We start from the raw sequence: 20,488 nt of genomic DNA, 5'->3' as shown, positions 1-20,488 counted from the left end.
TCTCGGCGCCAATCAAACAGACAAACTGTAGAAACAAGGAAATAGCGACAATGGATGTAAAGCTACGTGAAGTGCTGCCCTTTAGTGTCTCGGGTTTGCAGGTGCGAACCCTCAATGCCGCAGAACAGCAGCCAGATACCGCGCGTATCGGCCCGATGTGGGAACAATTTTTCGTTGAGGATGTTTTCGACAAGATCGCCCACAAACAGCCGGACTCCTTTATGTACGGCGTCTATTCCAACTACGAGTCCGACGCTTCGGGCCACTTCGATGTGACCGCGGGTGCGGCGGTCACCGCGCCCTCCGAGGGTTTTGCGCAGATTCAAATTGAGGGTGGCGATTATTTGGTGTTCAGCGCCAAAGGGCCGATGCCCGACAGCGTCATCCAGACGTGGGGCCTGATCTGGGCTTACTTCGAGGATAACCCGCAGGTTCGCCGCAAGTTCGCCACGGACTTCGAGGTCTACACCGGTCCGGAGTCTGTGGCGGTCTACATTGGCATTCAGGACTCAGCCGCGTTTTCGCGTTCCAGCAACTGACGCTTGCGCTCCACACCCCAGCGATAGCCCGACAGGTTGCCGTCGCTGCGCACCACGCGATGGCAAGGGATTGCCACCGCCAAGTTGTTCGCGCCACAGGCCTGGGCCACGGCGCGCACGGCTTTCGGTGCGCCGATGCGCTGAGCGATATCGGCATAACTGGCGGTGCTGCCGGCGGGAATCTCCCGCAGCGCTTGCCACACCCGTTCCTGAAACGCCGTGCCGCGTACGTCCAGCGGCAAGTCCAGGCCGAGGGCTGGGGCTTCGATAAAACCCACCACTTTGGCAATCAACTGCTCGAACTCATGATCGGCGCCAATCAGATTTGCGCGGCGAAACTTGTCCTGCAGATCACAGACCAATTGATGCGGGTCGTCTCCCAACAGAATCGCGCAGACGCCGCGCTCACTTTGCGCCACCAGAATCGCCCCGAGGGAACATTGGCCAACGGCAAAACGAATGTCGTTGTTCTGCCCGGCGGCACGGTAATCGACGGGCTTCATGCCCAGCACTTGATCCGCCGCCTCATAGAAACGGCTGTTGGAGTTGAATCCGGCGTCATACAGCGCGTCGGTGACCGTGCCGCCGTCCGCCAGGCGTTCGCGCACCTTGCGTGAGCGATGGGCCGTGGCGTAGCCCTTGGGCGTCAGGCCGGTGATGGCCTTGAATACGCGATGGAAGTGGAAACTGCTCAGGCCGGCCGCGTCCGCCAGTTCATTCAATGCCGGCAACGTCTCGGCGGACTCGATGTGACGGCAAGCGGCGGCCACGGTCGTGGCGTGCTGTGCGGCGACGTCGCTTTGATCCTTCGCGGCCCGTTTGCTGGGACGATAACCTGCCGCCTGAGCTTGCTCGGCGGTGTCGAAGAATTCTACATTCTGCGGTTTCGGCAAGCGTGCCAGGCTGCTGGGGCGGCAGTAGATGCCGGTGGTTTTTACTGCATACACAAACTGCCCGTCGGCGCTGGGATCGCGTGCGACCACGGCAGCCCAGCGAGGATCGTTTTCGGTGGCGATATTTTTCGAATGAGTTGTCATGGCTTCATGTCCGTTGACCCGTTTCATGCAGATTAACCAGCCGGCAGAGACGCCACACTCCGGGTCTTGCGGTCGAATTCAACGGTTTCATCCAGCGGTACGAAAGGTGAAGTTGATCCGTTGTTCGCCCAGCTGAGGGTGATAACCCTCCTTGATCGGCAATACGCCGTGATAGCGCAAACGGTCCACGCCGCCCCAGACCACAATATCGCCGTGCATCAGCGGCACGCGTTGGCTTTTGGCGCTGCGTTCGAAGCCACCAAACAGAAACGTCGCCGGCAACCCCAAGGACACCGACACAATGGGCGCCGCGTAGGAACCTTCGTCTTTGTCCTGATGCAACGACATTCTGGCACCGGGAATATAGCGGTTGATCAGGCAGGAATCCGGTACGAAATCCATAAACCCTGCCTCTCGCGCCGCCGCTTGCGCCAGCTCGAAAAACACCTCGGGCATTTCAGGCCAGGGCAGGCCGGTCTGCGGATCGTTGCGGGTGTATTGGTAGCCGCTGCGATCGGTGGTCCAGCCCCAGGTGCCGCAACTGCTCAGTGCCACTGACATGGTAAAGCCGCCGGGCGTGACCATCTGCCGAAAGGGCGCGGCTGCCAGAACCGACTCCAGCGCCGGCAGCAACCGGTCGAACCACGGCAGGGCGAAGCCTCTAAGCACGTAGGATTGTTCGCCGATTTGCTCGCGCTTGGGTTGTTGCTCTGGTTCGGCATCGGCAAACAAATCGAGGGTGATCGGGCTCATGGGGTCATAACGCATCGTGAAAGATGATTCCAAGGGTATGCCGTTTTCCACTGTGCAGGCGACTCACCCCGTGACGCATGGTCACCCGGTAATAGCCGCGAACGCCTTTTACCGGGCGCTGATTCACGGCAAAAATCAACGCGTCGCCTTTCTTCAGGCCGATGACTTGCGGGCGTGACTGCATCCGTGGGCGTTGTTCGGTCAGCACAAATTCACCGCCGGTGAAGTCTTCTCCCGGTTCTGACAGAAGAATCGCCACTTGCAGCGGGAAGACGTGTTCGCCGTACAGATCCTGATGCAAACAGTTGTAGTCCTGCGGGCCGTATTGCAGCAACAAAGGTGTTGGACGTTCCTGACCGGCCTCATGGCAGCGTTGCAAAAATGCTTCGTGCGATTCGGGGAAGCGGGTCGGCAGGTCCATGCATTCGTGCCAGCGATTGGCGATTGGAACCAGTCGAGGGTAGAACGCGCTACGCAACCGGGCCACCGGATCTGGCAGCGGATACTTGAAGTACTTGTACTCACCTCGGCCAAAACCGTGGCGAGCCATCACCACTTTCGAGCGAAAGGGCTCGGGCCGGTCGTACAGGGCGCTTATTTCATCGCAGGTCTCAGGGCTTAAAAACGACCTGATAACGGCGCAGCCATCCTGGTCGAGTTGCTGCTCCAAGGCGGCCCAGTCGAGGGCATCATTGTGAATCGGGTCGGTAAACAAGGGGTCTGACTCCTTGACCAAAAGGTCGAGGCGGCCAGTTTAGTGAGCGTTGCGGGAGTGGGCACTCCGGCGCTTGCGGTCGAATTCGAAAGGGGAGCAGACGTCCATGTTGTCGCTCCAGATCGCTTTACAACGCTTTGCTCACGCTGATCTCGCTGATGACATCTTCAGTCTGGCCATGAATGACGTCGAGTGCAGCCTTGGCTTCTTCTTCCGTGCCGTTCTCCAGCTGGGCGAATTCAAAGCGGCGCTCGCCGTTGAGTTTGTATTTGATGACGTATTTGGTCGTCTGGGCCACGGTCATACCTGCCTGTTTTCGTGTGGGCTCAGCTCAGTTTCGAGCTGGAGCGGCGGATGATCTTGATCGAGTGCGTCAGGCTCGGCTTGCGAGTCACGCTGATCGGACGGCGGGTGACCATGTCGATGGTGATGTTCCAGAAACCGGTGCTCGGCGCAGTGATGCGGGCCGGGAAGGTGTCGAATGCGCCACCGTGGTAAGTGTGACGGCCGCCATTCTTGAAGCTGCGGAAGTTGGCGTCGTTCATCAAGCGGATGTTGCACATTTGGGAGCACTGAATGACGACGATGTCGTCTTCGTTGAGGTGCTCGCGCTGGTGGATAAATTTCATGAGGCGCCTCCAGAAGGGCTTTTTCTACAAAATCAAAACGATAGCATGGGCGATTAGCGCAGTTTATCAGCCCGAACAGGTTATTATCCGGCTGTCGGGGTCCGCTTTGACAATTAAAAACAGTTATTCGGAATTCTATGAGCGATAAAAGCAATGAGCCTCGGAGAAAAACAGTATTTGTGCTGTCGGAGGGTCTTTATCGGAGGTTTTGTATGAAGTGGGGTGTTCTGGTCGTGCCGTTGGCATTGGCAGTGGGTGGATGTGCGAGTGTCTCGGACATCAATGAGTCGCTGCCCACTATGAGCGTGATTTCAGGCAAGAAACCCCATGAGTACGCGCAGTGCCTGGTCGAGAAACTGGCCGAAAGCCGTGGAGCGCTGCAAGTCGAGCCGCACAAGGAAGGCGTGCGGGTTATCGTGCCGCAGAAGTTCTCCTCGGGGCCGGCAGCGGTATTTGAAATTGAAGACCGCTCCGGCGGCAGCAGCATCAAGCTGCATGAACGCATCTCCAATGTGCCTTTGCGCCCATGGGATGTGCGCAATGCCGCCACCGCGTGCATATCCGGCTGATAAACTACCCCCGGTCAGCATCGATGCCGTCAAAGTCGCGCTTTGACGGCATTGTCATTTCTGGAGTCAAGCATGAAGCGAGAGCAGGTGCGGGAGCGCCATGCAGAGGGTCATATCTCTGCCACCCACGTGATTCAGAACCCGGCAAATCCGGGGGAGTGGATCGTGTTTTTCAAGAAAAGCGCCGGGCGCAGTTTTTTCCTGGTGGATGACAACGATGAAGTCGAGTCCTTCAGCCGCCTCGACGATTTGATCGAGACCGTGCGCGGGCTCGGGATCAAATTCGCTGAAATCCATATGTAGGGCAGGGGGAGCTCTAATGCCGGTAAGTTAAGACACAGAATCTGTGGGAGCGAGGCTTGCCCGCGAAGAATGCACCGCGGTTTTTCAGGTATTACGCGTCATCGTTCTTCGCGGGCAAGCCTCGCTCCCACAGGATTTGCGTAGCTCAAGTGTCTTAACTTACCGGCATTGGGAGCCCTACTTGCAGACCACTACCACACTGCGGTTCTTGTAGTTGCCGACGTCGACGCCCAGGGTCTTGTCGCTTTCCTCAGGCGAAGGTGTGCCATCGGTACCGACAATCCGATAGCCGGTGCCGGCGCAAGAGGCATCGGCTTTTTCGTAGCAGGTGGCCCAGGAATTGGCCTCGCCGGAGCAATCGATGGTCAGCCCCTGTTCACCATTGTCCAGGTAGGTTTTTTCAGCCGAGGCACAGCCCGCCAAGGCCAGAACTGCAAACAGCGCCAGTATCGTTTTCATGAAATCAGTCATCGGGAAGGGAAGGGCTGGCGCGAGGGTATAGCGAATGGCCATTTCGGTACAGATAAACCCATCACCGAGTCCCCGTTCAATGCTCGAACGGCATTTGCCGGGGCCGGTCCTGGTCATTTCTTGCGGCGGGGGCTCCGAGCTGGCGCTGCTTCACGGGGTGCAGCCGGGGCAGAGCGGTCGTCCTGGAACACCGCAGCCACTTCCACCGCCATCGCCTTGCTGGGCAATGGGCCGGCGACCTGTTCGCCGTGGTAATTGACTATCCACCACTGACCGTCCTCGTCCTGGCTGACCGAATAACCGTTTGCGTTTTGTGCTGCCGACATATAACTGCCTCGTTGGCGGGATCAAGGCGGCCATGATACGTCAAATGCACGCAAACGGCGCTCATGGGCGTAGAGTGGGAACGCTCGATCCGTCGAACCGGATGGCGATTGAACTATTCGCCGGTTTATTTCTCTATGATGGCATCGGTTAGCCAGTGCGGGGCATTGTAAGGTGCCCGCCGCCTGATTAGACTGCGCCGAAACTCGAACACACAGCCCTTTCAAGGACTTATATGATCAAGAAATGCTTGTTCCCAGCAGCCGGTTACGGTACTCGCTTCCTGCCAGCGACTAAAGCCATGCCCAAAGAAATGCTGCCGGTGGTAAACAAGCCACTGATCCAGTACGGCGTCGAAGAAGCACTGGACGCCGGGTTGACCGAAATCTCCATCGTCACCGGTCGCGGCAAACGCGCCCTGGAAGACCACTTTGACATCAGCTACGAGCTGGAAAACCAGATCAAGGGCACCGACAAAGAGAAATACCTGGTCGGTATTCGTAAGCTGCTCGACAACTGCTCCTTCTCCTACACTCGCCAGACCGAAATGAAAGGCCTGGGCCACGCGATTCTGACTGGCCGTCCGCTGATCGGCGACGAACCGTTCGCCGTGGTACTGGCGGATGACTTGTGCGTAAACCTGGAAGGCGACGGCGTACTGACCCAGATGGTCAAGCTGTACAAGCAGTTCCGCTGCTCGATCGTTGCCATTCAGGAAGTCGATCCGCAAGAAACTCACAAGTACGGCGTGATTGCCGGTGAGATGATCCGCGACGACATCTACCGCGTTCACAGCATGGTTGAAAAACCAAAGCCTGAAGATGCGCCGTCGAACCTGGCGATCATCGGCCGTTACATCCTGACTCCGGACATCTTCGACCTGATCGAACAAACCGAGCCAGGCAAGGGCGGCGAAATCCAGATCACCGACGCCCTGATGAAGCAGGCACAAAACGGCTGCGTCATGGCCTACAAGTTCAAAGGCAAGCGTTTCGACTGCGGTGGCGCCGAAGGCTACATCGACGCGACCAACTTCTGCTTCGAGAACTTCTACAAGACTGGCAAGGCTTACTGATAGCGCCTGACCTGCTTGTATTGAAAAGCCACCTTCGGGTGGCTTTTTCATTTTCCGGCCCCAAATAGTTTGCAACGCTTGCCCAAAGGACGCCCGCAGGTATGCTGGTGGCCTGCCGAGGAGATAGAAATGGCCTACGATTTTGACCTTTATGTGATTGGCGCCGGTTCCGGTGGTGTGCGGGCTGCGCGGTTTGCGGCCGGTTTTGGCGCGAAAGTCGCGGTGGCCGAGAGCCGCTATCTGGGCGGTACGTGCGTGAACGTCGGCTGCGTGCCGAAAAAATTGCTGGTCTACGGCGCGCACTTCGCCGAAGACTTCGAGCAGTCGCAAGGTTTTGGCTGGACCCCGGGTGAGGCGAAGTTCGACTGGGCGACGCTGATCGCCAACAAGGATCGCGAGATCAATCGCCTGAACGGCATCTATCGCAATCTGCTGGTCAACAGCGGTGTGACCTTGCATGAAGGTCACGCGAAAATCGTCGATCCGCATACCGTCGAGTTCGATGGCAAACGCTACACCGCCAAAAACATTCTGATTGCTACCGGTGGCTGGCCGCAGATCCCGGAGATTCCAGGGCACGAGCACGCGATCAGTTCCAACCAGGCGTTCTTCCTTAAAGAGCTGCCAAAGCGCGTTCTGGTGGTTGGTGGTGGTTACATTGCGGTGGAGTTTGCCGGGATTTTCCATGGGCTGGGTGCCCAGACCACGCTGCTGTATCGCGGTGATCTGTTCCTGCGTGGCTTCGACAGTGCGGTGCGCAAACATTTGCAGGAAGAGTTGACCAAGCGCGGCATGGACCTGCAATTCAATGCCGACATCGAGCGTATCGACAAGCAAGCCGACGGCAGCCTGAAAGCGACGCTCAAGGATGGTCGCGTACTGGAGGCGGATTGCGTGTTCTATGCCACTGGTCGACGTCCGATGCTCGACAATTTGGGGCTGGAAAACACCGGCGTCAAACTCGACAAGAAAGGGTTTGTCGAAGTCGATGAGCAGTATCAAACCGCAGAGCCATCGATCCTGGCCCTTGGCGATGTGATCGGGCGAGTACAGCTCACGCCGGTGGCTCTGGCCGAAGGCATGGCCGTGGCGCGACGCTTGTTCAAGCCCGAGCAATATCGCCCGGTGGATTACAAGATGATCCCGACCGCCGTCTTCAGCTTGCCGAACATTGGCACTGTCGGCCTGACCGAGGAAGAGGCGCGAGAGGCCGGGCACGATGTGGTGATCTTCGAAAGCCGTTTCCGGCCAATGAAGCTGACCCTGACCGAATGCCAGGAACGCACCTTGATGAAGCTTGTGGTGGACGCCAAGACTGACAAAGTCTTGGGCTGCCACATGGTCGGTCCAGAGGCCGGCGAGATCGTGCAAGGATTGGCGATTGCGCTGAAGGCGGGCGCGACCAAGCGTGATTTCGACGAAACCATCGGCGTGCATCCGACGGCCGCCGAAGAGTTCGTCACTATGCGTACGCCAGTCGCGGGTTAATCGTCCTTATGCGAGGCTGATGCGTCTGGCTCTGTCGCAACGGCAGCGGCCAGGCGCGCACTTTCATCGAGGCTTGCCTGCAACTTGATCAGTTCAACTTCCAGCGCTTTGTTGATGTGCGACTGTTCATCGATGTTCTGCTTGAGTGACTGGCTTTCCAGTATGGCAATGCGCAAGCGTTCCTGGAGGAGGGTGCGCTCGCTGTCGATACGGTTGACCTGTTCCAGCAGCTGATCCTGTCGGCTGTTGGTGTGCTTGAGTTGCTCTTGCGACAGGCTCAACTCGCGCAGCGTTCCGCGGTTTTCCGTCAACAAGCGCTCGTTGTCGCGATGCAATTGGGTGATTTCATCCTGGCGTACCAGTGCGCTTTGCTGCGCCTGACGCAACTCCATCTGAATCTGCTGCACCTGACCTTCGTGGCGGCGCTGTTCCTGCTCGCGCTGGTCTTTGACGGCGTTGCGGTAGTGTTCCAGTGCCTCGCGGGCATGCAGGTGCTTTTCTTCCAGTGAGCGGATCTGCTCGTCCTTGTCCTGCAAACGTAATTCGAAATCTGCCAACGCCTGATTCAGTCCGGCGTTGCGGGTTTGCTCGCTTTGCAGCATGGAGCGGGTGTCTTGCAGTTCTGCCGATTCCTGAGTCAGCGCCAGGCTTTGAATTTCGTATTGCTGGTGCAATTCGGTATTGGCCTCGCGGGCCTCGTGCAACTGGGTTTCCAGCTCTTTTCGTTGTTGCTCGAACTGTGCGCGCGCCTGGTCGATGGGTTCTTGCGCCTGTTCTTTCAGGCGTTGCGCCAGGCGCGACACCAGACTTGTGAGCTCGTCATCGATAGGTTCGGAAGGCGCTTGCTCGGGCTCGGCGCCGTCATCGAGCTCCTTCATATAGCGATGGATTGTGGTTTTTGAACCGGTATTGCCCATCTCGATCCGCACCGCATCAATGCTCGGGTGTTCGCCCCGGGCGAGGATTGCCGAGCGTGCCGCCTGCACCAGTGCCTTGTTTACGCCGCCACGTGCCATGTGTTCTCCTACGATTTGATACTGTGGTACGTACCACTAATATGCGCAATGTACCATGATATGAATAGAGTTTAAATTCTGTGATTTATCATGCGGGATATACTGGTATTACCCCGTGTGATGCGCTGTAATCCGGGTTTCGCCCGCCAGAGCGGTACGTTTTCGAGAGCTGAGCCCATGACTGATCTGGATCGCTACCTGCAAGCCGCCACGCGCGACAACACCCGTCGCAGCTATCGTGCGGCCATCGAGCATTTCGAAGTCAGTTGGGGCGGGTTCTTGCCGGCGACCGGCGATAGCGTGGCGCGCTATCTCGTGGCTCACGCAGGTGTGCTGTCGATCAATACCTTGAAGTTGCGCTTGTCCGCGTTGGCGCAATGGCACAACAGTCAGGGTTTCGCCGATCCCACCAAGGCGCCCGTTGTACGCAAAGTGTTCAAGGGCATTCGCGCGCTGCATCCGGCGCAGGAGAAACAGGCCGAGCCGTTGCAGCTTCAGCATCTGGAACAAGTGGTTGCCTGGCTGGAGCAAGAAGCGCAAACCGCCAAGGCGCAGGGTGATCAGCCGGGATTGCTGCGGGCAAGGCGCGACACGGCGCTGATCCTGCTGGGCTTTTGGCGCGGTTTCCGTAGCGATGAGTTGTGCCGCGTGCAGATTGAACATGTGCGGGCCAGCGCCGGCTCAGGCATCACCCTCTACCTGCCTCGCAGCAAGAGCGACCGCGAGAACCTCGGCCAGACTTACCAGACGCCGGCCTTACAGCGCCTGTGCCCGGTGCAGGCCTACATCGAATGGATCACTGAAGCAGCGTTGGTCCGCGGGCCGGTGTTCCGGGGTATCGACCGCTGGGGCCATTTGAGCGAGGAGGGCTTGCACGCCAATAGCGTGATCCCGTTGTTGCGCCAAGCCCTGGAGCGCGCCGGCATTGCGGCCGAGCACTACACCAGTCACTCCTTGCGTCGTGGCTTTGCCACCTGGGCCCATCAGAGCGGTTGGGATTTGAAGTCGTTGATGAATTACGTGGGCTGGAAGGATATGAAGTCGGCCATGCGCTATGTTGAAGCCAGCCCGTTTCTCGGGATGACCCGAATCGCCGAAAAGCCGTTGGCGCCGTAGATCACGTTTTCTTCTATTAATACTGTCGGCTAATAGCGAAAACCAATCAGCAGCATCAGGTTTGCCAATGAGCCAACCGGCGATCGACTGGGTAGGATTCACCTCATCAACTTCTTAACCCCTGACGGAGAGTCATCGATGCCTATCATCAACAGCCAAGTTAAACCGTTCAAAGCTGACGCCTTTAAAAATGGCGACTTCGTAAAAGTGTCGGACGCTGACCTGAAAGGCAAGTGGTCTGTCGTTTTCTTCTACCCAGCTGACTTCACCTTCGTCTGCCCGACCGAACTGGAAGACCTGGCTGACAACTACGCCGAGTTTCAGAAGCTGGGCGTCGAAATCTACAGCGTTTCCACCGATACCCACTTTGCCCACGCTGCCTGGCACAACACTTCGCCAGCGATCGGCAAAATCCAGTACACCATGATCGGCGACCCGACTCACGCTATCTCCCGCAACTTCGACGTGCTGATCGAAGAAGCAGGTCTGGCTGACCGTGGCACCTTCGTGATCAACCCTGAAGGCCAGATCAAAATCGTTGAACTCAACGACGGCGGTGTAGGTCGTGACGCTTCCGAGCTGCTGCGCAAAATCAAGGCTGCCCAGTACGTTGCTGCTCACCCAGGCCAGGTTTGCCCAGCCAAGTGGAAAGAAGGCGAGGCCACTCTCGCTCCGTCTCTGGACCTGGTCGGCAAGATCTAAGTCTGTGACGCGCTTCATCAGGGCGGCACTCCGCACCTCCTAAGTAAGCTGCACCGCCCTCAAAAACGCCCGGGCGAGATTCGCTCGGGCGTTTTTTTATGTCTTATGATTAAAAAGGAAATCGCCCGTATGTTGGACGCCAATCTTAAAGCCCAGTTGAAATCGTACCTGGAACGGGTCACCCAGCCGATCGAGATCGTTGCCTCCCTCGACGACGGTGCGAAATCCCAGGAAATGCTCGCATTACTCAAAGACGTTGCCAGTCTTTCCACCCAGATTACGTTGCTCGACAACGGTAACGATGCGCGTAAACCATCGTTCTCGATCAACCGCCCAGGGGCCGATATCAGCCTGCGTTTTGCCGGTATCCCGATGGGCCACGAATTCACATCCCTGGTGCTGGCCTTGCTGCAAGTCGGCGGCCACCCTTCGAAAGCCAGTGTTGAAGTGATCGAACAGATTCGTTCGCTCAAAGGCGAGTTCAGCTTCGAGACTTACTTCTCGCTGTCCTGCCAGAACTGCCCGGACGTGGTCCAGGCATTGAACCTGATGGCTGTGCTGAACCCGAACATCCGCCACGTCGCCATCGACGGCGCGCTGTTTCAGGCTGAAGTCGACGAGCGCCAGATCATGGCCGTGCCAAGCATTTACCTGAACGGCATCAACTTCGGCCAGGGCCGCATGGGTCTGGAAGAGATTCTCGCCAAGATCGACACCAGCGGCATCGAGCGTCAGGCCGAGAAAATCAGCGCCAAAGAAGCTTTTGACGTATTGGTCGTCGGCGGTGGCCCGGCCGGTGCTTCGGCGGCGATCTACGCTGCTCGTAAAGGCATTCGCACCGGTGTGGCGGCTGAACGTTTTGGTGGTCAGGTGCTCGACACCATGGCCATCGAGAACTTCATCTCGGTGCAGGAAACTGAAGGGCCGAAACTGGCCGTGGCACTGGAAGAACACGTCAAGCAGTACGACGTGGACATCATGAACCTGCAACGCGCCGACAAGCTGGTGCCGGGAAAAAATGGCGAACTGCACGAAATCCATTTCGCCAGCGGCGCCTCTTTGAAAGCCAGGACCGTAATTTTGGCGACCGGTGCAAGGTGGCGTGAAATGAACGTTCCCGGTGAGCAGCAATACCGCAACAAGGGCGTGGCGTACTGCCCGCACTGTGACGGTCCACTGTTCAAAGGCAAGCGTGTGGCGGTGATCGGCGGCGGTAACTCCGGCGTCGAAGCGGCTATCGACCTGGCCGGTATCGTGTCCCATGTGACCCTGCTGGAGTTCGACGTACAACTGCGTGCCGACGCGGTGTTGCAGCGCAAGTTGCACAGTCTGCCAAACGTCACCGTGATCACCAGTGCGCAAACCACTGAAGTGACCGGCGATGACCAAAAGGTCAACGGCCTGCGCTACAAGGATCGTCAGTCGGACGAGTTGCGCACTGTCGAGCTGGAAGGGATCTTCGTGCAGATCGGTCTGCTGCCTAACACCGATTGGCTCAAAGGCACCATCGAGCTGTCGCCGCGCGGCGAGATCATCGTCGATGCTCGTGGTGAAACGTCGATGCCTGGCGTGTTCGCAGCCGGTGACGTGACCACCGTGCCGTACAAGCAGATTGTGATTGCGGTGGGCGAGGGCGCCAAGGCTTCCCTGAGCGCATTCGATCACTTGATCCGAACCTCGGCGCCTGCATAAACGCCGACGCTGAAAAGACAAAACCCCATGAGCGATCATGGGGTTTTTTGTGTCTTGCACATTCCCAATGTGGGAGCGGGCTTGCTCGCGAAAGCGGTGTGTCATTCACCGGTGATGCTGGCTGACAGTCCGCCTTCGCGAGCAAGCCCGCTCCCACAGGGGATCTGCGGTGGGGCTTACATCGGTGCAGGCTGAATGATCTCGACCCAGTAACCATCCGGGTCCTTGATGAAGGCCAGGCTCTTCATGCGACCGTCGTTCAAGCGTTTCTGGAAATCGCAGCCCAGCGCTTCGAAGCGTTCGCATGCCGCGCGAATATCTGGCACCGAAATGCAGATATGGCCGAAGCCGCGAGGGTCGGTGTTGCCATTGTGATAGGCGAAATCCGCGTCGTTCTCGGTGCCGTGGTTGTGAGTCAGTTCGAGAATGCCGGGGATCGATTTCATCCACTCGGTGCGAGCCGCAGCATCGGCCGGGATCTGGTTTTTATCGACCAGCGCCAGGAAATACAGGCTGAACTCGGCTTCCGGGAAATTGCGTTTTTCCACCAGCGAAAAACCCAGGACACGAGTGTAGAAATCCAGCGACTGGGTGATGTCCTTGACCCGCAACATGGTGTGGTTGAAAACAAATTTCTGGGTGGCGATGTCGGGTTGGGCGGTTACACCGGGAAATGTATTGAGTTCGTGCAGGCTCATGAGGCCCTCCGGGAAATTAAGCGGGGCTAAGAATACTTTCAATGATACGCAAGGGCCCCAGCATCGCCAAACCCAAACCGCAGGCTTGCCTGACAGCCGGGTGAGGCTCAGACTTTACGGCTCAATTCGTGAGTGTTCATTGCAATGACCCGATTCTGTCAATCGATGTTCGTCCTGATGTGGCTGCTTTCAGGTGTTACCCCCGCTTATGCAGAGGCTCCGGTCGTGACCTGGCCAAGCGGATGGACCGTCGAGGTCGTTCCGCAAGAGGAGGCCAAGCCGCAGGTTTCCCGGCAACGCGCGGTAAAAAACGATCAGGAGGGTACGCCGGTGATGGTGATGGAGTTGACCATGACGCAAGTGGAAACCGGTCACCAGGTGAACCTGGAAGGCGTGCTGCTGGAAATGCGCAAGTCGGTGCAAAAGGACTTTTTTCAGAGTGGGTATCAGAGCGTTTGCACTAAAATTCACCCGACTACCTTGAGCCGGCTATCGGCGCTGGAAACTACCTGCACGATTACGCAGAATGGTCGACATGTGCTGTCTCAAACATTGGTTGCTGCGGTAGACGCCGATAAGGCCTATGTTCTTTCCTATGCGGGGCAGGCAGAGGTTTATAAGGCAAGTCAGGACGACATAGCAGCTGCTCGAAATAGCTTGAAACTTTAGTTTGAGGTTTGCGTATCAGTAGATTTCAGCGTGTTCGGCATTTTTTAGATAGCCAAAGGGATTAAGCATAAAGTTGGACGATATGTAACGAATTGATCGGCGACTATCGTTGCATTTAGACGCTATCCATGAAAAAGCCCTGCATTGGCAGGGCTTTTTTTATGATCGCGAGTGCTTAGCCACGCAGCCAGGAATCAACGGTGGCGGCACCGTATTGTTCCTTCCAGGCTTTCAGGCCGCGGTGGTTGCCGCCCTTGGTTTCAATCAGTTCACCGGTGTGCGGGTTCTGATAGACCTTGACCACGCGAGCGCGGCGGGTTTTAGGTGCTGCTGCCTGCTGCAGGCCGGATTTCGCCGGGTTCGGATCGAGGATGGCGATGATGTCGCGCAAGCTCTTGCCGTAGGTTTTCATCAGCCCCTGGAGCTTTTCTTCGAATTCGATTTCTTTCTTGAGCCCGGCATCGTTCTTCAGCGATTCCAACTGCTTGAGCTGTTCTTGAAGGGCCTTTTCAGCTGCACGGAATTCAGCGAGTCTGGACAATATCTTTACTCCAATAGTGTGTTTGGCTGATACCAACCGCAAACAAAGCTATAAGCCAAGAGCCTTGAAGCGACTCGGTGATAATGGCGCACCTGCCAGTTCTGCGCAGGTATGAAAAATTGTAGTAGTTAATTGGCCAAGAGTAAATCCTGACTTTTTCTTCATGTAACAAGAGTAGTCTTTTGATTCAATTTGGTGCGTATCATCATGATCTCGGTGCTTAAAGTGGTTAGTTAATGATCACTTAATGCTCTAATGAATTCTGCGCCGGGCATCGGCCGACCAAACAGATAACCTTGCAGAAAGTTCACGCCGTGGGCAGTCAGATAGTCACTTTGCTCCTCGGTTTCCACGCCTTCGGCGACGATACCCAGATCGAGTTTGGCCGAAAGTTCGATGATGCTGTCCAGAATGTGCCGGGAGAGGGCGTCCACACCGATCATGGCGACAAAGCTCTGATCGATTTTCAGGAAGTCCACATTGAACTGACGCAAATAACCCAGGCTTGAGTGACCGGTGCCAAAGTCATCGATCGCGATCATCACGCCCAACCCGTGAAGTTGCTCGAACAATTGCAAGGTGATGGGTGTCGGCTCGATGAGTTCGCGTTCGGTCAACTCCAGCACCAGGTCGACGCTGCCCGGTGCGAAAGCGCTGAGGAATTCACGGCAGTCCTCAACCAGCTCAAGATCCCGGCAGTGACTGGCGGTGATGTTGATGCCAATGTGAAATGGCCCGTTGAACGATGCCGACAAGGGTGCCAGCAATGCGGAGGTCTGTCGCATCAAGGAGCGAGTCATCGGCACGATCAACCCGGAGTGTTCGGCAAACGGGATGAACAGATCAGGGCGCACCAAGCCTTCCTTGGGATGTTTCCAGCGCATCAATACTTCGGCGCCGGACCACTGCTTATTGTCGCCATGCACCACGGGCTGAAAATACGGAATGAACTCTGCTGCCTCCAGCGCCCGCTGCATTTCACGGCTGGGCGATGTCGAGCGCTTCTGCAGGACATGGCCGATCGAGCTTGAGACCACACCGAAAAACAACAGCAGACTGAACAATGGCGGGTACTCATTGCGCATGTAACGCCAGGTTTCTCCTTCGGAAAAACCGGCGGTCACCGTAAAGGCATAGCGCGCAGACGTCAGCGTATTTTGCGCCACTGGCAAGATGGGCAGGGCATCGCCGTGAACCTTGCCGTCGGCGGACAACCAATAAGGGCCGACTCGCAGCATCAATTGTGTTTTTCGACCGATCAGGCGTAGCACGTGACTCAGGTGATAACCGTTCAGGGTGGTCAATGCGCCCTGGCTTCCTTCACTGAGCCGATACACCAGTAATGCGGTCTCAGGCGTGACAGGATTACCGTTCATAAGCCATAACTTGCCATGTGTGTAGTCGCCGGGATTGACCTTTTCCTGATAGTCACCGAATAACGAACTGCAATAGAGGTTGTTGTTCCACACAAGGTTGGTCGAGCGCACAAAGGGCCGTCGGGTGACCTGTTCGCGCAAGGCCAGTTTGACGTCATTGCAGTTTTGGCCGGCCAGCGGCAATAGCTCTTGCGCCGCTTGGGCGGTGTTGTCGAGCATCAACTCGAATTGGCGAATGGCTTCTTCGCCAGTCAATTCAGTACTTTGCTTGAGGGTACGTTCAGCCTGCAGATAGAGAATGGCGACTCCCAGCAACACCGGAAGCAATCCGCTCAAAACAGTGACAACGATCCGGGTGCCACGTTTACGGCGGCTTTTGACGTTCAGTGGCATTCGCAAATCCATCGCGATAAAAGAGGGCTCTCAAAGGCTGGCAGGGCGACGCGCCTCCTTAAAGCGTTCAGCCATGATAGATGGCCGACGGCACTTATGCCGCCTGACGATCATTCAGACTTGAGGCCAGTTTGATAAAGGCCAGCGTCGCAGGTGATGACTGACGCTGATCGAGCACCGCCAGCCCGACCTGTCGGCTGACCGGTGGCGACAACGGTTTTTTCACGTAGCGGTTGTGGTTGTCGTCAGGCAAAGAGCCTTCGGCGACAACGGTCAGGGCATCGCCACGGCCGACGGTGTCCAGCGTGCTGATCAATTGCGAGCAGCGATAACGGATGTTCGGCGTCAACCGCGCCGCACTAAATAGGCGCGACACCAGTTCCGAAGAGCCGGCTTCGGTCAGCACAAAAGGCTCGTGGCATAAATCGCTCAAACTCAAGCTGTCGCGACCGGCCAGCGCATGGTCGGCAGGTAGCAGCGCGACCATCTGATCTTCGATCAGCCTAAAAGTATCGAAACGTTCCTGGGGCAACACCACGAAGCCGATGTCGATACGCCGTTCTTCCAGCCACTGGATCACCTGGCGATCCGGCCCTTCGTCGATGTGAACCTCGATGCCCGGGTGGGCGGCGCGGTAATGTTGAAGGATCTTCGGCAACAGTTTGATCGATGAAGTCGGACCGAACGAGCCAATGCGCAAGGTTCCGCGTTTCATTCCGCGAGCATCGGCCGCCTCCTGGCGCAACGTGTTGGCCAGCCCGAGCATCGCCCGCGCGCGCAGTAATAGCTGCTGGCCGATGTCACTCAGCTCGACCTGGGACTGATGCCGACGCAGCAGTTCGACGCCCAATTCCTGTTCCAGCGACTTGAGCGCGTGGGATACCGCGGATTGGGAAATCTCCAAACGATGGGCCGCCGCCGTGAAGCCGCGCAGTTCGGCCACCAGCGAGAAAATCTCGAGTTGAGTCAGGGTCATGAGTGTTTACTCATTTTACGATGATCGTGGATTAGTTGAATGATACGCCATGTGCCTGATTTCTGATGGTGGAGACTTATGACTACGTGTGAACAGACCCTGGCGAATTCCTCGGATGTATCGGTTTATCTGAAACTGGCGGCGGTCACCATGATCTGGGGCGGGACGTTCGTCGCCGGGCGATTTCTGGCTGACAGCCTCAGTCCGTTATTGGCCGCGAGCCTGCGGTTCTTGCTGGCGAGCGTGGCGTTGCTGCTGTTTTTGTTGCTGGCGCGCGTGCCTTTGGTGCGTCCCAGCCCTCGGCAATGGCTGCAACTGACGCTGCTGGGGTTTTTCGGGATCTTCTTCTACAACCTGTGCTTCTTTTATGGGCTGCATTACATCAACGCGTCACGGGCGTCGTTGATCGTGGCGTTGAACCCGGCGGTGATCGGCCTGGCGTCGTGGCTGTTGTTCAAGGAGCGACTGAGCGGGGCGAAAGTGGCGGGTATTGCGATCTGCGTTGCCGGCGCCAGTCTGGTGATCGTCAGCCGCAATCCGCAATTGCTGGCCGGTGGTACTGATGCCTGGATCGGCGATCTGTTGATCTTCGGCTGCGTGCTCGGTTGGGGCATTTATTCGCTGTTTTCCAAAGGCCTGAATCAGACGCTGGGGCCGGTGCAGACGGTGACGTACTCGATTTTGCTGGGCACGCTGATGCTCTGGGTGACCAGTGCCGTGCGTGGTGAGCTGAGTATCGCGGCGCTGGCCGAACTCGGCACGCAACAATGGTTGAGCCTGATGTACCTGGGCGTACTGGGGTCGGCATTGGCCTATATTGGTTATTACGACGGTATCCGCAAAATCGGTGCGACGCGTTCGGGTGTGTTCATCGCCTTGAACCCGCTGACCGCCGTTCTGTTTGGCGCGTTGTTGCTGGGCGAGCAATTGACCCTGGTGATGTGCCTGGGCGGCGGGCTGATCTTGGCGGGGATTTTTCTGTGCAACAAACCGCTTGCACAGGCTGCGAAAAGGGGGATTTTATAAGAAGGATGGACAACTGATTTACGCTGTGTAGAATCGGGTTACGCATATAAGAATAATCGTCTTCTGGCAGCAGAAGCCTCGCCCGTAATAGCCTTGGGTCGACAATGAAGATATTTGGGTTTCAATTGATCTACGGTGACTTCCTCGCCCGCAGCGTGCGGGGCATCTCCTGTGCGCCACCCGCCGATCTCAGCATTGCTAGCAACTAACGATCCGTTAATTGATAAGAAATGATGAGGCGCCAAAATGGCAGATTTATACGAAAACCCAATGGGCCTGATGGGCTTTGAGTTCATCGAATTCGCATCGCCGACCCCTAACACCCTGGAGCCGATCTTCGAGATCATGGGCTTCAGTAAGGTCGCGACGCACCGTTCCAAAGACGTGCACCTGTATCGCCAGGGCGCGATCAACCTGATCCTCAACAATGAACCGAACAGCGTGGCGTCGTACTTCGCGGCCGAGCATGGCCCGTCGGTATGCGGCATGGCGTTCCGCGTCAAGGATTCGCAAAAGGCCTACAAGCGTGCCCTGGAACTCGGTGCCCAACCGATCCACATCGAAACCGGTCCGATGGAACTGCATCTGCCAGCGATCAAAGGCATCGGCGGCGCGCCGCTGTACCTGATCGACCGTTTCGGCGAAGGCAGTTCGATCTACGACATCGACTTCGTATTCATCGAAGGCGTGGATCGCAACCCGGTCGGTGCCGGCCTGAAGATCATTGATCACCTGACCCACAACGTGTATCGCGGTCGCATGGCCTACTGGGCCAACTTCTACGAGAAGCTGTTCAACTTCCGTGAAATCCGCTACTTCGACATCAAAGGCGAATACACCGGCCTGACTTCCAAGGCCATGACCGCGCCGGACGGCATGATCCGTATCCCGCTGAACGAAGAGTCCTCCAAGGGCGCCGGGCAGATCGAAGAGTTCCTGATGCAGTTCAACGGCGAGGGCATCCAGCACGTTGCCTTCCTCAGCGATGACCTGATCAAGACCTGGGATCACTTGAAAAGCATCGGCATGCGCTTCATGACACCGCCGCCAGACACCTACTACGAAATGCTCGAAGGCCGTTTGCCGAACCACGGCGAGCCGGTCAACGAATTGCAAGCGCGGGGCATTTTGCTGGACGGTTCGTCCGAGTCGGGCGACAAGCGTCTGCTGCTGCAGATCTTCTCGGAAACCCTGATGGGCCCGGTGTTCTTCGAATTCATCCAGCGTAAAGGCGACGATGGTTTCGGCGAAGGCAACTTCAAGGCGCTGTTCGAATCGATCGAACGTGATCAGGTTCGTCGGGGTGTGCTCTCCACTGATTAACCCGTTTCAGATGTAAGAAAGCCCGGTCAGCAGCAATGCTGGCCGGGCTTTCTTTTGGATCATGCAAAACCATTTTCGGATCACGCAAAACCATCGTGGGAGCGAGGCTTGCCCGCGAAGGGGACCTTGAAGACGCTAAAAGCTTCGCGGGCAAGCCTCGCTCCTACAATTACATCGGCCTGCGCCGTTGCCGAACCAGATGTTTGAACCCTTCAAACACCAACACCAGCACCGCCAACCAGATCGGAATATAGGTCAGCCATTCGCCGGCCTTGATACTTTCCCCCAGCAGTAACGCCACGCCGAGCAACAGCACCGGCTCAACGTAACTCAACAACCCGAACAGGCTGAACGGCAGCAGTCGGCTGGCAATGATGTAGACCACCAGCGCCGAAGCGCTGATCACCCCGAGCAGCGGGATCAACAGCGACAGCCACGGATGTTGATCAAACACGCCAAAACCTTGTTCACCGCCCTGCACGAACCAGAACGCCACCGGCAGCATCAACGCCATGTCCAGCCACAGCCCGCCAAGGTTGTCCGTGGCCAGGCGCTTGCGCAGGATGAAATAGATCGGATAGCCAACCACCACCAGCAAGGTCGCCCAGGAAAAACCACCGACCTGATACAGCTCGTTGAGCACGCCGAGGCTGGCGAAGAACACGGCTATTTTCTGCAGATAGGAAAGACGCTCGCCATAGGCGATTCGCCCGGTCAGGACCATCGACAGCGGCAACAGGAAATACCCAAGCGACACGTCGAGGCTATAACCGTTGAGCGGTGCCCACATGAACAACCAGAGTTGCAGGCCCAGCAGCACTGCGGAGCCAATCAGCCCGACAATCAGCTTCGGCTTGCCAGCCAGCCGCCGAACAAGCTCGACCACGCGCTTCCATTCGCCGGACACCACCATGAACACAGTCATGCACGGCGCGGTCAGCAGCATCCGCCAGCCGAAGATCTCCACGCCGCTCAAGGGGGAGAGCAACGAGGTGTAGTAATACATGACGGCAAACAGCACTGAGGCCGAAACCGATAGAGCGATACCTTTAGACAA

24 protein-coding genes are annotated in these 20,488 nt (G+C 57.2%); 11 read left to right on the top strand and 13 right to left on the bottom strand.

The window, feature by feature from the left end:
* The first annotated feature begins 50 nt into the window (after window positions 1-50).
* Window positions 51-539 (top strand): GyrI-like domain-containing protein, encoded by a 489-nt coding sequence (locus tag F6R97_RS01620; protein ID WP_315865905.1) that lies wholly within the window; start codon window positions 51-53, stop codon window positions 537-539.
* Here F6R97_RS01620 and ada read toward each other — a convergent pair.
* The 5 genes from ada to F6R97_RS01595 form a co-directional block, all read right to left on the bottom strand.
* Complete coding sequence (gene ada / locus F6R97_RS01615; protein ID WP_315865904.1) at window positions 503-1,576, bottom strand: bifunctional DNA-binding transcriptional regulator/O6-methylguanine-DNA methyltransferase Ada; 1,074 nt, start codon at window positions 1,574-1,576, stop codon at window positions 503-505. The genes F6R97_RS01620 and ada overlap by 37 nt on opposite strands.
* 87 nt (window positions 1,577-1,663) lie before the next feature.
* Entirely contained in the window at window positions 1,664-2,344 is a 681-nt protein-coding gene (alkB, locus tag F6R97_RS01610; protein WP_315865903.1) for a DNA oxidative demethylase AlkB, read from the bottom strand.
* On the bottom strand, window positions 2,334-3,044 hold the full coding sequence (locus F6R97_RS01605; protein ID WP_050683077.1) for a 2OG-Fe(II) oxygenase: 711 nt from the start codon (window positions 3,042-3,044) through the stop codon (window positions 2,334-2,336). Before F6R97_RS01605 ends, alkB begins: the two co-directional genes overlap by 11 nt.
* Window positions 3,045-3,171: 127 nt before the next feature.
* Window positions 3,172-3,342 (bottom strand): hypothetical protein, encoded by a 171-nt coding sequence (locus tag F6R97_RS01600; RefSeq protein WP_162232616.1) that lies wholly within the window; start codon window positions 3,340-3,342, stop codon window positions 3,172-3,174.
* Window positions 3,343-3,370: 28 nt separating this feature from the next.
* Entirely contained in the window at window positions 3,371-3,673 is a 303-nt protein-coding gene (locus F6R97_RS01595; protein WP_038983189.1) for a DUF1883 domain-containing protein, read from the bottom strand.
* Between the two features lie 212 nt (window positions 3,674-3,885).
* On the opposite strand from F6R97_RS01595, the gene F6R97_RS01590 reads away from it, so the two are divergent.
* Together F6R97_RS01590 and F6R97_RS01585 are read left to right on the top strand one after the other, a co-directional pair.
* Complete coding sequence (locus F6R97_RS01590) at window positions 3,886-4,242, top strand: hypothetical protein (protein WP_038983190.1); 357 nt, start codon at window positions 3,886-3,888, stop codon at window positions 4,240-4,242.
* Window positions 4,243-4,314: 72 nt separating this feature from the next.
* Window positions 4,315-4,545 carry a hypothetical protein gene (locus F6R97_RS01585; protein WP_007935641.1) on the top strand — a complete coding sequence of 77 codons (231 nt, stop codon included), beginning with the start codon at window positions 4,315-4,317 and terminating at the stop codon, window positions 4,543-4,545.
* 177 nt (window positions 4,546-4,722) lie between these two features.
* On the opposite strand, the gene F6R97_RS01580 is transcribed toward F6R97_RS01585, so the two are convergent.
* Complete coding sequence (locus F6R97_RS01580; protein WP_038983723.1) at window positions 4,723-5,004, bottom strand: hypothetical protein; 282 nt, start codon at window positions 5,002-5,004, stop codon at window positions 4,723-4,725.
* 125 nt (window positions 5,005-5,129) lie between these two features.
* Complete coding sequence (locus F6R97_RS01575) at window positions 5,130-5,342, bottom strand: hypothetical protein (protein WP_050683079.1); 213 nt, start codon at window positions 5,340-5,342, stop codon at window positions 5,130-5,132.
* A gap of 233 nt (window positions 5,343-5,575) precedes the next feature.
* On the opposite strand from F6R97_RS01575, the gene galU reads away from it, so the two are divergent.
* On the top strand, window positions 5,576-6,415 hold the full coding sequence (gene galU, locus F6R97_RS01570; RefSeq protein ID WP_010460715.1) for a UTP--glucose-1-phosphate uridylyltransferase GalU: 840 nt from the start codon (window positions 5,576-5,578) through the stop codon (window positions 6,413-6,415).
* A gap of 129 nt (window positions 6,416-6,544) precedes the next feature.
* A complete protein-coding gene (gene gorA / locus F6R97_RS01565; protein WP_315865902.1) occupies window positions 6,545-7,903 on the top strand; it encodes a glutathione-disulfide reductase in 1,359 nt (452 codons plus the stop codon).
* On the opposite strand, the gene F6R97_RS01560 is transcribed toward gorA, so the two are convergent.
* Window positions 7,900-8,919 (bottom strand): DNA-binding protein, encoded by a 1,020-nt coding sequence (locus F6R97_RS01560; protein ID WP_315865901.1) that lies wholly within the window; start codon window positions 8,917-8,919, stop codon window positions 7,900-7,902. The genes gorA and F6R97_RS01560 overlap by 4 nt on opposite strands.
* Before the next feature lie 177 nt (window positions 8,920-9,096).
* Here F6R97_RS01560 and F6R97_RS01555 point away from each other — a divergent pair, with 177 nt between their 5' ends.
* The 3 genes from F6R97_RS01555 (at window position 9,097) to ahpF (ending at window position 12,429) form a co-directional block, all read left to right on the top strand.
* Window positions 9,097-10,035 (top strand): site-specific integrase, encoded by a 939-nt coding sequence (locus F6R97_RS01555; RefSeq protein ID WP_038983194.1) that lies wholly within the window; start codon window positions 9,097-9,099, stop codon window positions 10,033-10,035.
* Window positions 10,036-10,173: 138 nt separating this feature from the next.
* Window positions 10,174-10,737: an alkyl hydroperoxide reductase subunit C gene (ahpC, locus tag F6R97_RS01550; RefSeq protein ID WP_038983195.1), complete on the top strand. Its 564-nt coding sequence runs from the start codon at window positions 10,174-10,176 to the stop codon at window positions 10,735-10,737.
* A gap of 129 nt (window positions 10,738-10,866) precedes the next feature.
* A complete protein-coding gene (gene ahpF / locus F6R97_RS01545; RefSeq protein ID WP_315865900.1) occupies window positions 10,867-12,429 on the top strand; it encodes an alkyl hydroperoxide reductase subunit F in 1,563 nt (520 codons plus the stop codon).
* Window positions 12,430-12,605: 176 nt separating this feature from the next.
* On the opposite strand, the gene gloA is transcribed toward ahpF, so the two are convergent.
* Window positions 12,606-13,127, bottom strand: coding sequence for a lactoylglutathione lyase (gene gloA / locus F6R97_RS01540; RefSeq protein WP_315865899.1), 522 nt, complete (start codon window positions 13,125-13,127; stop codon window positions 12,606-12,608).
* A 165-nt stretch (window positions 13,128-13,292) separates the two neighbouring features.
* On the opposite strand from gloA, the gene F6R97_RS01535 reads away from it, so the two are divergent.
* Window positions 13,293-13,796, top strand: a complete 504-nt coding sequence (locus F6R97_RS01535) for a DUF4946 domain-containing protein (protein WP_390176076.1) — start codon at window positions 13,293-13,295, stop codon at window positions 13,794-13,796.
* 175 nt (window positions 13,797-13,971) lie between these two features.
* Here F6R97_RS01535 and F6R97_RS01530 read toward each other — a convergent pair whose 3' ends face one another.
* The 3 genes from F6R97_RS01530 to F6R97_RS01520 all read right to left on the bottom strand — a co-directional run bounded on the left by F6R97_RS01530 (window position 13,972) and on the right by F6R97_RS01520 (window position 17,082).
* The gene (locus tag F6R97_RS01530) at window positions 13,972-14,337 is read right to left on the bottom strand and encodes a histone-like nucleoid-structuring protein, MvaT/MvaU family (RefSeq protein ID WP_008075430.1); all 366 of its coding nucleotides are present in this window, start codon (window positions 14,335-14,337) and stop codon (window positions 13,972-13,974) included.
* A gap of 233 nt (window positions 14,338-14,570) precedes the next feature.
* Entirely contained in the window at window positions 14,571-16,106 is a 1,536-nt protein-coding gene (locus F6R97_RS01525; RefSeq protein WP_315865898.1) for an EAL domain-containing protein, read from the bottom strand.
* A gap of 94 nt (window positions 16,107-16,200) precedes the next feature.
* The gene (locus tag F6R97_RS01520; protein ID WP_315865897.1) at window positions 16,201-17,082 is read right to left on the bottom strand and encodes a LysR family transcriptional regulator; all 882 of its coding nucleotides are present in this window, start codon (window positions 17,080-17,082) and stop codon (window positions 16,201-16,203) included.
* 78 nt (window positions 17,083-17,160) lie between these two features.
* Here F6R97_RS01520 and F6R97_RS01515 point away from each other — a divergent pair, with 78 nt between their 5' ends.
* Window positions 17,161-18,108 carry a DMT family transporter gene (locus F6R97_RS01515; RefSeq protein ID WP_315865896.1) on the top strand — a complete coding sequence of 316 codons (948 nt, stop codon included), beginning with the start codon at window positions 17,161-17,163 and terminating at the stop codon, window positions 18,106-18,108.
* Window positions 18,109-18,354: 246 nt separating this feature from the next.
* Window positions 18,355-19,431 (top strand): 4-hydroxyphenylpyruvate dioxygenase, encoded by a 1,077-nt coding sequence (hppD, locus tag F6R97_RS01510; RefSeq protein WP_008012875.1) that lies wholly within the window; start codon window positions 18,355-18,357, stop codon window positions 19,429-19,431.
* Window positions 19,432-19,600: 169 nt separating this feature from the next.
* On the opposite strand, the gene rarD is transcribed toward hppD, so the two are convergent.
* Window positions 19,601-20,488, bottom strand: coding sequence for an EamA family transporter RarD (gene rarD, locus F6R97_RS01505; RefSeq protein ID WP_038983201.1), 888 nt, complete (start codon window positions 20,486-20,488; stop codon window positions 19,601-19,603).

This window comes from Pseudomonas sp. JV414, from assembly GCF_032424305.1.
Lineage (GTDB): Bacteria > Pseudomonadota > Gammaproteobacteria > Pseudomonadales > Pseudomonadaceae > Aquipseudomonas > Aquipseudomonas lini.
Note: the sequence above shows the minus strand (reverse complement) of the source record. Positions and strands in the feature narration are given on the sequence as shown.